Below are 13,703 nucleotides of genomic sequence, written 5' to 3' on the forward strand. Positions count from 1 at the left end.
GCAAGTAGGAACCCTGGCTGCCGCGCTCAGCTGGGCGCCTCACCCGTCGTCTACTACCTGACAGAAACGCGTGCCAGGAGTGGAATCTCAGGCTTCTCCGGCTGATTCCCGTTTGCCCTTGAAAATCCATTCCTTATAGAGGAAGTAGTTCCAAATTGTAGTGAGGACCGTGGCAGTTCCCTTGCCAATGACGTAAGACCAGCCGAGGGCATCAAATCCGGCGACAATAACATCGCTTACGGCAATGTTGAATACGACCAAGGACAGATACTTGACGGCACTTATCCCATGGTGGTTGGCGGCTTGGAAAGTGAAAATCCGCTGGAGGAAAAAATTGAAAACCAGGCTAACGACGAAGGCGATAGGTGTGGCGATCAGCAGATCCACGTTGAATAATTCATGGAGGGCAACCAGCAGTCCCAAATCCAATGCGAATGAGAGCCCGCCAATGAACAGAAATCTCAGCACCGAGTTGCGGTAAAGCCTGTTCAAAAGTGTGTTGTTTGAAGCGACTTCCGGTGCTTCGCTGACTGACGTTTCTGTTCGTGTAGGTCGCACTCGCGCTGGTACCTCTCCCCGGCATTATGGAGATTGCAGACGTTGTGAAGCTGACCTCCGAGTAACATAAAGCTATCATGCCTAAATCTCCCTTCATGCGACCCAGCGGCTTCGTGCTGGCTGCGCAGCAGATTTTCGACCGGCCATCCCCGGGTAAGGTACTGCTGATTGCGTGGGTGCTGATAGGACTTTTGGGCAGTGTCTGGTGCTTTGCATCGCCCCTGATGTCAGTACCCGACGAGCCTGCACATGCAGTGAAGGCAGCCGCAGTGGCAAGGGGACAACTCAACGGTGTTTCTACGGGCGTTCAGGGTGAGCGCCTAACAGTTACTGTTCCGGGCTACTTTGCCAACCTTGAGAGCAGTATTTGCTTCGCCCACCGCCCGGATATTACGGCTGACTGTGCGCCTTCCATGGATACAACTGACCGGGGCCCAACTCCAGCGCAAACATCTGCAGGAAACTACAACCCGGTCTATTACGGGATAGTGGGTATCGGCAGCCGAGGTCTGAGTGGTGAAGCCGCACTCTATGCCATGCGATTGCTCAGCACATGGCTGTCCGCTTTTTTCCTTGCCACGGTTTTCGCGGGTGCTGTGACTCTCCGGCGTTTTGTGATTCCAACTCTCGCGGCTGCCGTTGCTATCACGCCCGCCGTCCTGTTTCTCTCCGCGGGTATCAACCCCAATGCCCTCGAAATCAGCGCTGCTGCCAGCGTATTCATGTCCCTTTGTTCAATCCTGGAGCGCAGCAAGGAACTGGAGAACGCCCGGGCGGAGATGTGGTATCTGGCCGCCGCAGGATCCTTGCTGGCCAATACGAGGCCTGTTTCCCTCCTTTGGCTGGCCGTCGTTGTAACCGCAGCTGTGCTTGCCTACAGACCGACTGCTTTCGTTCGGCTTTTGCGGTATCGCCGCGCGTGGCCGCCGATGGGAGTCTTGGTAATTTCCTCTGTTTTTGCGCTCGCTTGGGTGGTGACGGCCAATAGCTTTGACAGTTTGTTGGCCGGAGCGCCCATACCCAGCGACGTGGCTGCAGTAACTATGGCCGATCGGACTTTCGTGTACGTGCCGGAGTACGTCGGCGTCTTGGGGTGGCTTGATACACCGCCGCCTCCCGCAGTGGTGTACACATGGGTTTTGGCGATGGGCGCCGTCCTCATGGCGGGGTTAACTTCCAGACCTGTTCGCGGTCGATGGTCTGTCGCATTTCTGGCAGTGGTGGTCCTCGGGGCACCAATTGCGTTGCAGGCGTCGTCCAGCGAACAAGTGGGATGGATCTGGCAGGGGCGCTATATCCTGGCAGTTCTTGCCGCGTTGCTTCTTGCCTGCGGCGTCGCCGCCCGTTTTGCCCCTCTTCGCATGACGCCGTGGACGATCTCGATTATCAGATGGAGTCTCACGGCACTGGCGCTCGCGCATACGTACATTTTTCTTGAGGGCCTCAGGCGTTACACCGTTGGCGCTGGGCAAGGACGGGTCAATTGGACGGAAATGTTCGACCCCACATGGCAGCCTCCGTTCACTTGGCAAGGCCTGGCGCTTGCATATGTGGCGCTTCTCACGCTTGCCGCTTTTGGCGTCTACCGGCTTGTAACGCTGCCGCAGCAAGAAGCCAGACAACGCGCTGCTCGGGGAAACATCCCCCGCGTTGCAGCCGATTAGCAATTTCCGATCCACAGCGCCAATTGCTGGCTTGGAACAGCAGAGCCTGCTGGGAACCAGTCCAGACCCGGCTCTGTGATTGTCCCTCGAGGCCAGCGCCCGCACGACCAATAGTGGGGCAGCTTATCCGTGTGGACGTCGGGCCGCGCTGCCGCTACGGTGCAGCGGGAAGCGACAGTGGGTCCCGTGACAAAATTTGACCAAACATGTTAACGCGGTAACAATATTTGAGCCTTAGTTTTGAAAAAGCAGGCAAAGCTGAGTAAACAGACACATAGGCGGCTCTATTGCTACAGTGCAGGGATTCCCTCGAGTCGAGCTAGGTAATTCATACCAACTCCGAATCGGCTGTCAATCCATCTGTGGGAAAAGTGCAGAGGAAAAAATGGCATCACCAGCGGCTGCGAGCCTCCAAGGATGAGTGCCTCAGCGATCGTACTCTATGTGGACCTGCTACTTTAGTCAGCCGCTGGTCCAGCCCCCTCCTCATAATTTGAAGGTATATATGTCCGCTATCAGCACGCCTGCCGCGTCCGCCATCACGCAGGGAACGCTGGCTGCGCTTTTTGATCCGGGCCGGAATTCCTTGAATGGTATCCGCTTGTTTTTGGCTGCGTGCGTTATCGTTTCCCATTCTTGGGTGATTGGGAACATCGGAGCCGAGCCGGAAGCCGGTGGAAAGCATCTCGGTGAGTGGGCAGTCCTCGGTTTCTTTGCCGTGTCTGGTTACCTGATCACTCGAAGCCGCCTGAACGGCCAGCCTGCGTCTTCCTTCTTTCTTGCACGCTTCCTCAGGATCTACCCCGGATTTATCGTTTGTCTCCTGATGGTGGCCTTCGTCTTTGCCCCACTATCCCTGCTGGTTGGCTCACCGGGATCGTTTACACTCGTGGATTCGTTGACTTACGTTGCACGCAACTTCCTGCTTTATCCACCGGTAGTGAATCAACTCAACATTGGCACAACTGTCCCGAATACCCCTGTCCCTGGTATTTGGAACGGTGCCCTTTGGACTCTTTTCTGGGAAGCGGCTTGTTATGTTGGCGTGGGAATACTTGGATGTTTCGGCTCAAGGCGGTTGCGCGTGGGATTTTCCGCGGGGGCTTTTGGAGTAGCCACAGTGACCTCGTTGGCAGTGGCCGAAGGATATGTTCCCACTAACGTCCTAACCATGACCTCGCCTCTGATTGCTGCATTCAGCGCAGGAGCTCTGGTCTATTTCTTCTCCAACAGTATCCACATCGTGCCGGCAGTTGTGGTATCCGTTGGAGTTCTCGTCATCGCTCTATTCACAGGGACCGCTTCCGTCCTCGCCCCCATGCCGGCCGCCCTGGTCATCATGACGCTGGGGTCCGTGTTGCCGTTCACCCGGTTGGGGGCGAAGACTGACCTCTCCTATGGTGTCTACATCTACGGTGTACCAGTCCAAAATATCCTGGAAATTGGTTGGCCGGACCTTCCGGTTATTGCTTTTATCTTGTTGAGTCTGCTATTGACGCTGCCCCTCGCCTGGGCAAGTTTTCGCCTTATTGAGGCTCCAGCAATGCGGCTAAGGTCAAAGTTCTACCGCCGTTTGCCAAGTCGGACGAGTGTCCCTATAAGCTCGTAGAGCAGCAACAGGCCTGAGCACGGTGAAAGCCAGGTTGGTGCGTTGTCCGAATAGTCCCCGCCGGAGGGCTGGACTTTTGCAACTGCAGGGGCGGGTAGCCTTGGGAGATACTTTTCCACATTTTCTCGTTATGACTTGTTGCTGTGTTGATGCCTCCATAAGCTAAAGCCCAGTTGAACTGCTTTCGCTGGGGACGGCAGTTATTGGGGGAACACGCATGGACGCTCTGGGAATAGTTGAAGACGAAGTCCGCGAACTTATCCGCCGACGCGGCCTGGACCCGCTGAAGCAGGCGGGGGAAGTCCGCAGGCTCGTTGAAGCCGCGGTCACCGACTACGACGAGCGGGCGCTGATGGCTCCGCTTCCGCCGCTTGGGCCGCTCGACTCGGCACGCAGGTTCCTCTTCGATGCCGTCGCGGGTTTCGGCGTCCTGCAGCCATTGCTCGACGACCCCACCATTGAAGAGATATGGCTGAACGCGCCGAATGAGATATTCGTAGCGCGCAACGGCGAATCCGAGCTGACCTCTCTGAGCCTTTCAGAACAGCAGGTGCGCGACCTCGTGGAACGGATGCTCAAAAGCTCGGGCAGGCGCCTGGACATGTCCTCACCCTTTGTCGATGCAGCCCTTTCCGACGGTTCCAGGCTTCACGTAGTCATTCCCGACGTCACCCGCCGGCACTGGGCGGTCAACATCAGGAAGTTCGTTGTGAAAGCCAGCCGGCTTGAACATCTGGTTCAGCTCGGTACCCTCACACCGCAGGCGGCCCGCTTTCTTGGTGCTGCTGTTTCCAGCGGACTCAACATTCTGGTTTCCGGTGCGACTCAAGCAGGGAAGACAACCATGCTGAATTGCCTTGCCGCAAGCATTGGAAGCAGAGAGCGCGTGATCACGGTTGAGGAGATATTCGAACTGCAGTTTCCCCTGCGCGATGTTGTTGGGCTTCAGTGCAGGCAGCCGAACCTGGAAGGTGAAGGAGAGATCCCGCTCCGGCGCTTGGTGAAGGAAGCCCTGCGGATGCGCCCGGACCGCCTGGTGGTCGGCGAGGTGCGGGAAGCCGAGAGCCTGGACATGCTCATTGCCCTCAACAGCGGCCTTCCCGGGATGTGTACTGTCCACGCAAATTCCGCCCACGACGCCGTCACGAAGATCTGCACACTCCCGCTGCTGGCCGGGGAGAATATTTCGAGCGCTTTCGTCGTTCCGACCGTCGCCTCCTGTATTGACCTGGTGGTGCACTGCTCACGGCAGCCTGACGGGCGCCGGGAAGTCACCGAGATCCTGTCCCTTGGCCGCAGGGTGGAGAACGGCATCATCGAATCATCACTCGTCTTTGCCATGGCTGATGGAGTCTTGCAGCCACGCGCAAACGCGATGCCGGCGCCCGAGAAATTCGCGCGAGCCGGCTATGACGTCGCCGCACTACTGGACGCGCGGTGATGGCGGCACTGCTCGGATTGTCTACCGGAGCCGGGCTTTTCCTGGTCTGGTGGTCGTTCTGGGAGTCCCCCGAGCAGAAGAGGCGGGAGAAGAGGCCGAGCCGGCTGGGCGATCTTCTGACAGCCGCCGGCGTGGAAAAAGTTTCCGGAGGGGCTTTGGCAGGAACATGCCTGGGCGTAGGGCTGCTCGTTGTCCTCGTCTTTTATGCCGTGAGCAAGTCCTGGCCTATCGCGGTGTGCTTCGGACTCTTCGCCGGCTGGCTTCCCATCACCGTCCTCCGCTGGCGGGCGAAAAGGAGAACCGCTTTGTTGCGGCAGCTGTGGCCCGATGTCGTTGACCACCTGCGTTCCGCGATCCGTGCCGGTCTGCCGTTGCCCGAAGCGCTTATTCAGCTCGGAGACAAGGGGCCGGAGGAGCTCCGGCCCTTCTTCAGGGAGTTTGGTGCGGACTATCGTGCCGGGGGACAGTTCGATGGATCGCTCAACAAGCTGAAGCACAGGCTTGCCGATCCGGTCGCTGACCGCATTGTCGAAGCCCTGCGCCTGACGAGGGAAGTGGGCGGTTCGGATCTGGGCAGGCTGCTGGGTACGCTCAGCGAGTTCCTGCGTGAAAGCGCGCGGACGCGCAGTGAACTGGAAGCACGCCAGTCATGGACCATCAACGCTGCGCGGCTCGCGGTCGCTGCCCCGTGGATTGTCATGCTGCTCCTAGCGACACGACCGGAAGCGGTGCAGGCCTACAACTCGCCGGTGGGCGCGGCGGTACTGCTGGGCGGCCTGGTGGTTTCGTTGGTCTGCTACTCCATCATGCTTAGGATCGGAGCCCTTCCCCAGGACGAAAGGGTGCTCCGATGACAGCAGTTTCTTCCGCGGCAGTCATCCTCGGCATCGTCCTGGGCGCTGGCTTGTGGCTTGTTCTGGTCAGGTCACCGTTCATGCGGGCCACCACGTTTGCGGAACGAATTGAGCCGCAACTCAAGGCACAAAACGTGGAATCACGGCTCCTGCGCTCAGGTGAGCAGGCGCTGACGCCGTTCGGGCCACTCGAACGGATCGTGCGTCCAGTCATCCGCGATGCCCTTGCAAAGTTGGCCAGGCTGAACCCATCACCGGGCGCAACAGTCCGCAGGCTCGCCCAGGCCGGCATCAACAAGACACCCATCGACTACAGGGCGGAGCAACTGTTGTGGGCTGCTGCGGGATTTGCAGCCGCCTTGGGCCTCACAGCAGTAGGTGTTGCAGGCGGAAGGTTCAGCGCCGTCTTCGCAGCCCTCATTGTCATTGCAAGTGCGGTTACCGGCTTCATGCTTCGCGACTACTGGCTTGGGGTCCAGGTCCGGCGCAGGGAAGCGCGGATGATGGCTGAATTTCCAAGCCTCGCCGAACTCATGGCACTTGCCGTGGGCGCGGGGGAGAGCGCCACCGGTGCCCTGGACCGGGTCTGTCGGAGTGCCAACGGGGAGCTCTCCAAAGAGTTTTCGAGGATCCTCGCCGAGACCAGGGCAGGCGCGCCGCTCGTTCTCGCACTGCAGGAGTTCTCGGCGCGGACCGACCTCGCGCCGCTGGCCAGGTTCGTCGACGGCATCGTTGTGGCCGTAGAGCGGGGCACACCCTTGGCGGACGTGCTTCGCGCCCAGGCCCAGGACGTCCGTGACACAGCCAAGCGGGACCTCATGGAATCTGCCGGCAAGAAAGAAATAGCAATGATGGTGCCGCTTGTATTCGGCGTGTTGCCGCTGACCGTCGTCTTTGCCGTCTTTCCCGGAATCGCCGCCATCAGTTTGGGATTTTAGTGCCGGCGGGAGAACCAATGCGGTGGCAGAAGCCCGGCGCGCGAGACCGAACAACTTTTCGAAGAACTGAGAAAGGGGAGAACGAATGAAAAACCTGGGAATCCGCTGCGGGCTTATCCTCCTGGCCCTGGCGGCGTCGCGCCGCCCGGCCAACGATCACCACGAACGCGGAGACGTGCCGGGCTGGGTGATGATCACGCTGATGTCTGCCGTCCTGGTGGCGGCACTCCTGGCGCTCGCCGGTCCGGCTCTGGAAGCCATGTTCAACCAGGCGATGGACACGGTGGGCAGTTAGCCTGATGTTCAAGCCCGTCCGCGAAGCCACGAGGAGTACCTCCATGCCCCGCTCGCGGGAAACCGGGTCGGCAGTGGTGGACTTTGTCCTGGTGGGCGGGTTGCTGACCATGTTCTTCCTGGCGATCATCCAACTGACCCTCGTCCTTCACGTGCGCAACACCCTGATCGATGCGGCCGCCTCCGGTGCGCGCTACGGAACCCTCGCCGACCGGGGTGCCGCCGACGCGGAAGAACGTACCCGTGCAGTAATCACTACAGCCTTGAACCCGGGTTTCGCCGAACAGGTGACCACCAGAGAAGTCAAGACGCAGGGGCTGCGGACGCTCGAGGTGACAGTGCGGGCGCCAATGCCTGTTGTCGGGCTGATCGGTCCCCGGGACCTGCTGGAGGTGAAGGGCCATGCCGCCCTGCAACCCTGACCCAATACGCCGGATTCAGGGTCGGCTGCGGAAGGCGCTATGCCTGCAGGAGGACGCCCCTGAACGGGGGAGTGCTGTTGTCGAATTTACCTTCCTTGCCCTCCTGCTGATGGTCCCGCTGGTGTACTTCGTCATCACGGTGGGCCAAGTCCAGGGTGGTTCTTTTGCTGTCGTCGGCGCGGCGGACCAGGCCGCGAAAGTTTATGTCGCCCAGCCGGATGCTGCTTCAGCACAGGCGGCAGCGGAGCAGGCCGTTGCCATCGCGCTCGAAGATTTCGGCCATAGCCCCGACCAGGCCACGTTGGCCATCAGCTGCAACCCGGGCGACTGCCAGGCGGCCGGAACAACCGTCACTACGACGGTGCACCTGACCATCCCCCTGCCATTCATCCCGTTCGCCGATGGATTCCGGTTATCCGCCACAGAGGTCGACGCGTCAGCCACCCAACTTGTAGGCAGATTCCGGTGAAAGCAGGAAAGAAAGACGAAGACGGACAGCTGATGGTGATGATCCTTGGCTACGTGGCGCTGGCCCTGCTGGTCGCCACAGTCGTGATCGGCATTTCCGCCGTCTACCTGGAACACAAGCGGCTGTTGTCACTGGCGGACGGCGCCTCGCTGGCGGCGGCAGACAGCTACACACTCGGCGAAGTCACAACGCAGGGCGGCAGCCCGTCGGCCGTCCTCAACCCTGCACGGGTCCGGAATGTAGCGGCGGACTTTGTCGCCAGGAGCCCGGCGTCGGAACGCTTTGACTCCCTGGCTGTTGCAGGGGCGACAGGAACTCCTGACGGATCCACCGCCGTCGTTGTCCTCACCGCCGTAGTCCACCCGCCCGTGGTGAACTTCCTGGTGCCGGGCGGCATCCCCATCGAAGCCGCGTCCACCGCCCGCTCGCGGCTCACCCGCTGAGAACACGCGGGACCAGGGGCTTTCCCCGGATGGCGTAGGCTTAATCCACCATGGCCAATATTGATTTTTCCGCTGAAATCCGCGCGCTCCGCGCGACCTACGAGTCTATTGAACGCGTTACCGACGTTGCGGCGCTGAAGGAAGACATCGCCGAACTCAGCGAGCGGGCAGGGGAGCCGGACCTGTGGGACGACCCCGCAGCGGCACAGAAAATCACCTCCAGGCTTTCGCACCGCCAGTCGGAGCTGGAGCGCCTTACCAGGCTGGAATCCCGGATCGATGACCTGGAAGTGCTGGTGGAGCTCGGCCAGGACGAGGACGACGCCGACTCCATGGGCGAGGCCGCAGCGGAACTCGAATCAATCAAAAAGGCCCTCAAGGAACTCGAGGTCGTCACGCTGCTCTCCGGCGACTATGACGAGCGCGAGGCCGTGGTGTCCATCCGTGCCGGCGCCGGTGGCGTGGACGCCGCAGACTTCGCCGAGATGCTGCTGCGCATGTACCTTCGCTGGGCGGAACGCCACGGATATCCCACCACGGTCATGGACACCTCCTACGCGGAAGAAGCCGGCCTGAAGTCCGCCACGTTCGAAGTGAAGGCCCCCTATGCCTACGGCACCCTCAGCGTCGAGGCGGGTACCCACCGGCTTGTGAGGATCAGTCCCTTCGACAACCAGGGCCGCCGGCAGACCTCGTTCGCTGCAGTGGAGGTCATCCCGCTGATCGAGCAGACCGACTCCATCGAAATCCCGGAGAACGAGATCCGCGTCGACGTCTTCCGGTCGTCAGGCCCGGGCGGCCAATCCGTGAACACCACGGACTCCGCTGTGCGGCTGACCCACATACCCACTGGAACCGTCGTCTCCATGCAGAACGAAAAGTCCCAGTTGCAGAACCGCGCCGCCGCCATGCGGGTGCTCCAGTCCCGCCTCCTCCTCATTAAGAAGGAACAGGAGGACGCCGAAAAGAAGGCGCTGGCCGGTGACGTCAAGGCCTCGTGGGGCGACCAAATGCGCTCCTACGTTCTCAATCCGTACCAGATGGTCAAGGACCTCCGGACCGAGCACGAGGTGGGCAACACCGCGGCGGTGTTCGACGGCGAAATCGATGACTTCATCGATGCCGGAATCCGCTGGCGGACGGATAACCGCAACGCCGATAAGTCCTAGCCTGGCTCAGCAAAACCAGGATGTTGTTCCTGCTTACGAAGCTGTTGCCATCGTTGCATACCTGTACATGAAAGCCGCCATGACGTCGCGGGATACTGCGAGTGTTGGACGGTAGGTTTTGGTTCCGTCAGGCTCGGTCCAGCCGTTGCTGATGTGCCGTGAGGCGAGCCAGGATATCTCCTTGTAGAAGACGTGGTTGGTGGCTACGTCGGTGAAGGGGGAATTTGCCGGGGGTAGATAGGCAGGGCTTCCTGCCAGTCGGTACATGAAGGCGGCCATGACGTCGCGGGATACTGCGAGTGTTGGGCGGTAGGTTTTGGTTCCGTCAGGCTCGGTCCAGCCGTTGCTGATCTGCCGTGAGGCAAGCCACTCAATTTCTGGCGCAAACACGTGATTCGCGTCGACGTCGATGAACGGGCGCACTGTGACTGGAGAAGATTCGGCCGGTGCAATGTGGAGCAGCCGGTTGGGAGTTCCTAAATTGGAGGCAGCAATGACTCCCGTTACTGCAGAAGAAGTTATCGCGTCTGCCACCTGGGCAGGGGTCAGGTGAGGGTGTTTTGCCAGGAGGAGCGCCGCGGCGCCAGCTACGTGGGGTGTGGCCATGGATGTTCCACTCATAGCCGCCGTGGCCGTCGAAGATGTATGCCAAGTGGAGCTGATGCCAACTCCCGGAGCGTAAAGATCCACGCAGGCACCAAAGTTGGAAAAGGAGGCCTGACGGTCTGAAGAATCGCTCGCTGCGACCGTCACAGCTGCCGGAGTGCGCGCGGGTGAACCCGTGCAGGCGTCTGTTGTACGGTTCCCTGCGGCAACGATCGCAGTGATGCCGACGTCCATAACCTTTTGGACGGCAGCGTCGAGCATACTGCTGGCCGGTCCGCCGATGCTTAGATTGACTACGGCCGGAGTTCCGTCGGCATGGTTCCCAACAATCCATTCGAGTCCTGCGATTACGTCTGAGTAGTAGCCCGAACCGTCGCAGGCCAATGCCCTCACGGGTATGAGGGTGACGGACTTTGCCACACCGTGGACACTTCCGCCGATTGTTCCTGCGACGTGGGTCCCGTGCCCGCTGCAGTCCGTTGACCCGCGGCCGTCAGCCAGCGCAGTCCAACCTGCTGTGACGCGTCCCCCGAAGTCGGTGTGGGAGGGGTAGATGCCGGTATCTACCACATAAGCACTAACGCCGGATCCGGAGTTTGCCGGGCCGTAGGAGCCCGAGAGCGGCAACGTCTGTTGATCAATCCTGTCCAGTCCCCACGGAGCCGGCTTCTGGGTTTCAGAAGTGCTGACCAGGGCGTCCACCTCGACGGCAGTGACCCTTCCTGAGCGGGTTAGTGCTGCCGCCTGCGCTGGTGTCGCCTTGATCGCTGCACCGCGGACAGCCGATGAAAAGGTGCGCCTGACGGCAATACCTTGGGACTTCAGTCTCTCTGCCTCGGCTGGGACATCTGTCATTGGTGCGAACTGAACTAAGTAATTTCCGCTCTCGTTCATCGCCGGGGCGCTGGAACCTGGTGTCTCCGGTACCGCTGTCGCCGCTGTCGCTGTCGATCCCAACGCCACGGTGGAGAGCAGGAGGACTGTAGTCATTCGGGAAAAGGGCATTGCGAGCTTGATGGTAGATTCCTTTCCGGTTGCCCCGGCGTGCGGCTGTGGGCTGCTGCTTTTTTCAGGTTATGACCGGAGAATTGCCATCCAGACAAAGCTCAGCCGATCCTGTGTGAACCCTGCGAAACCTTGGTATAAGTTGGCCAGTCGCTGGGAAGCAGAGACTGATGGTATGCGCCCTGCAGCCCCGGCATACCCGTAGATGCTTACGGAGACTGATATCCCTGCAGGCGATGTGTGAGAGTTTTGCCGCGCCAAGGCCCTGTCACGCTTCCCGGAGTTCTTACCCTGTCGTATGCCCATGGGATGACCAACGCGAAGGGGCCGGCCCGCCGAGGGAAACCGCGACACACCCCGTGAAACCCGTGTGGAAGACGGGCGATCGTGCGTATAGTCAAGGGGCCGGGGCCCTACTTTCCCCAAACGAAGACCCGTGCACCGGCTGCAGAACTGGGCTGCATCACACGGATCAGCCATGCCCTGCAGGGTATTTAGGGCCATGATCCGATTCGAAAATGTCACCAAGGTGTACGACCAGAAAGCCCGGCCTGCGCTGGACTCTGTCAACCTTGAAATCGACCGCGGCGAATTTGCCTTCCTTGTGGGCGCATCCGGTTCCGGAAAATCCACCTTCCTGCGCCTGGTCCTCAAGGAGGACCGCGCAACCTCCGGTGCCGTGTACGTAGCCGGCCAGAACGTGGCCAAAATTTCCAGCTGGCGGGTGCCGCGCCTTCGCCGGGGTATCGGCGTCGTATTCCAGGACTTCCGCCTCCTGCCCCAGAAGAATGTTTTCGCCAACGTGGCGTTCGCCATGCAGGTCATCGGGAAGAGCCGCAGCGTCATTCGGGATACCGTTCCGGAAGTCCTCAAGACGGTAGGCCTGGAAGGCAAAGAGCACCGCATGCCGCACGAACTGTCCGGCGGTGAGCAGCAGCGCGTCGCCATTGCCAGGGCAGTGGTGAACCGGCCCGGGATCCTCCTGGCCGACGAACCCACCGGAAACCTGGACCCCACCACCTCGATGGGCATCATGGGCGTGCTGGATAAGATCAACCAGAACGGAACCACCGTGGTCATGGCCACGCACGACGACGACATCGTCAACGAGATGCGCAAACGCGTGGTGGAACTGAAGAACGGCGTGGTCATCCGCGACGAGGCCAAGGCCCTCTACACCTCCATGATTCCCATCGTTGGGCAGTCCCGACGGCTCAAGGACGCCAGCGGCAGGGAAACACCCGACGCCGGCCTGCCGGGCGAAGGCAGCGAAGGCACCGAAGGCGGTGCGCAGCGATGAGGCTCGCGTTCATCCTCAGCGAGATCGGCAGCGGGCTCCGCCGGAACCTGTCCATGGTGGTCTCGGTCATCCTGGTCACGTTCGTCTCGCTCACCTTCGTGGGTGCCGCCGGCATGCTGCAGATGCAGATCAACCAGATGAAGGGTTACTGGTACGACAAAGTCCAGGTGGCCATCTTCCTGTGCAGTGAAGGTTCGACGGCGGCGGGTTGCGCAAGCGGGCCCGTCACCCCGGAGCAGCAGGAAAGTCTGAACGCCCTGCTGGAGTCGCCGGCGGTGGCACAGTACATCAACGACTTCCAGTTCGAGTCCAAGGAAGAGGCGTACCAGCACTTCAAGGACCAGTTCTCGAACTCGCCCATCGTTGACTCCGTGACACCGGACCAGTTGCCGGCATCATTCCGGATCAACATGAAGGATCCGGAAAAGTACCAGATCATCAGTGAAACCTTCTCCTCCCAGCCCGGCGTGGAAACAGTCATCGACCAGCGCCAGCTCCTGGAGCGCCTTTTCTCTGTCATGAACGGCGCCTCGCTGGTCGCGGTGGGCATCGCCGCCGTCATGATCGTTTGCGCCATCCTGCTCATCGCCACCACCATCCGGCTCTCCGCCTTTAGCCGCCGCCGGGAAACCGGCATCATGCGCCTGGTTGGCGCCTCCAAGACTGTCATCCAGCTGCCCTTCATCCTGGAAGGTGTCATCGCCGCGGTGATCGGCGCAGCCCTGGCGTCCGCTACCCTGTGGGCTGTTGCGCACTTCTTCCTCGGGGAGTACATGTCCCAGCAGTACCCGGACACCGCCTTCATCTCGTCAGGGCAAACGCTCATCCTGGTCCCGGCACTGATAATCCTTGGCGGATCCTTGGCCGGAATTTCGTCTCTCTTGACCTTGCGCCGGTACCTTCGCGTCTAGGTATGCAAACCAACAAGGAA

The 13,703-nt window shown here is 60.5% G+C and carries 14 protein-coding genes; 12 read left to right on the forward strand and 2 right to left on the reverse strand.

The genetic code is table 11. From position 1 onward, the window contains the following. Positions 1-87 precede the first annotated feature (87 nt). Complete coding sequence (locus tag FDW83_RS04640; protein WP_240720845.1) at positions 88-492, reverse strand: GtrA family protein; 405 nt, start codon at positions 490-492, stop codon at positions 88-90. A 143-nt stretch (positions 493-635) separates the two neighbouring features. On the opposite strand from FDW83_RS04640, the gene FDW83_RS04645 reads away from it, so the two are divergent. The 10 genes from FDW83_RS04645 (at position 636) to prfB (ending at position 9,861) form a co-directional block, all read left to right on the forward strand. Then, positions 636-2,222, forward strand: a complete 1,587-nt coding sequence (locus FDW83_RS04645) for a DUF2142 domain-containing protein (RefSeq protein WP_138136405.1) — start codon at positions 636-638, stop codon at positions 2,220-2,222. 505 nt (positions 2,223-2,727) lie between these two features. After that, positions 2,728-3,831, forward strand: coding sequence for an acyltransferase (locus tag FDW83_RS04650; RefSeq protein ID WP_171027446.1), 1,104 nt, complete (start codon positions 2,728-2,730; stop codon positions 3,829-3,831). Positions 3,832-4,048: 217 nt separating this feature from the next. Beyond that, positions 4,049-5,272, forward strand: a complete 1,224-nt coding sequence (locus tag FDW83_RS04655; RefSeq protein WP_138136407.1) for a CpaF family protein — start codon at positions 4,049-4,051, stop codon at positions 5,270-5,272. Then, positions 5,272-6,126, forward strand: coding sequence for a type II secretion system F family protein (locus FDW83_RS04660; protein WP_138136408.1), 855 nt, complete (start codon positions 5,272-5,274; stop codon positions 6,124-6,126). The genes FDW83_RS04655 and FDW83_RS04660 overlap by 1 nt, the downstream gene beginning before the upstream one ends. Further along, complete coding sequence (locus FDW83_RS04665; RefSeq protein WP_138136409.1) at positions 6,123-7,064, forward strand: type II secretion system F family protein; 942 nt, start codon at positions 6,123-6,125, stop codon at positions 7,062-7,064. The genes FDW83_RS04660 and FDW83_RS04665 overlap by 4 nt, the downstream gene beginning before the upstream one ends. 85 nt (positions 7,065-7,149) lie before the next feature. Further along, positions 7,150-7,359, forward strand: a complete 210-nt coding sequence (locus tag FDW83_RS04670) for a hypothetical protein (RefSeq protein ID WP_138136410.1) — start codon at positions 7,150-7,152, stop codon at positions 7,357-7,359. 43 nt (positions 7,360-7,402) lie between these two features. Further along, positions 7,403-7,780: a TadE family protein gene (locus tag FDW83_RS04675; RefSeq protein WP_240720846.1), complete on the forward strand. Its 378-nt coding sequence runs from the start codon at positions 7,403-7,405 to the stop codon at positions 7,778-7,780. Further along, entirely contained in the window at positions 7,761-8,249 is a 489-nt protein-coding gene (locus FDW83_RS04680) for a hypothetical protein (protein ID WP_138136412.1), read from the forward strand. Before FDW83_RS04675 ends, FDW83_RS04680 begins: the two co-directional genes overlap by 20 nt. Positions 8,250-8,281: 32 nt before the next feature. Then, entirely contained in the window at positions 8,282-8,692 is a 411-nt protein-coding gene (locus tag FDW83_RS04685; protein WP_138136483.1) for a pilus assembly protein TadG-related protein, read from the forward strand. Between the two features lie 50 nt (positions 8,693-8,742). After that, positions 8,743-9,861, forward strand: a complete 1,119-nt coding sequence (gene prfB, locus FDW83_RS04690) for a peptide chain release factor 2 (protein ID WP_138136413.1) — start codon at positions 8,743-8,745, stop codon at positions 9,859-9,861. Positions 9,862-9,894: 33 nt separating this feature from the next. On the opposite strand, the gene FDW83_RS04695 is transcribed toward prfB, so the two are convergent. Next, a complete protein-coding gene (locus tag FDW83_RS04695) occupies positions 9,895-11,322 on the reverse strand; it encodes a S8 family serine peptidase (RefSeq protein WP_370281161.1) in 1,428 nt (475 codons plus the stop codon). A gap of 652 nt (positions 11,323-11,974) precedes the next feature. On the opposite strand from FDW83_RS04695, the gene ftsE reads away from it, so the two are divergent. Next, positions 11,975-12,772, forward strand: coding sequence for a cell division ATP-binding protein FtsE (gene ftsE / locus FDW83_RS04700; RefSeq protein WP_138136415.1), 798 nt, complete (start codon positions 11,975-11,977; stop codon positions 12,770-12,772). Further along, positions 12,769-13,683 (forward strand): permease-like cell division protein FtsX, encoded by a 915-nt coding sequence (gene ftsX / locus FDW83_RS04705; protein ID WP_138136416.1) that lies wholly within the window; start codon positions 12,769-12,771, stop codon positions 13,681-13,683. Before ftsE ends, ftsX begins: the two co-directional genes overlap by 4 nt. Positions 13,684-13,703: the final 20 nt, after the last annotated feature.

The organism is Pseudarthrobacter sp. NamE2 (genome assembly GCF_005796205.1).
Taxonomy (GTDB): domain Bacteria; phylum Actinomycetota; class Actinomycetes; order Actinomycetales; family Micrococcaceae; genus Arthrobacter.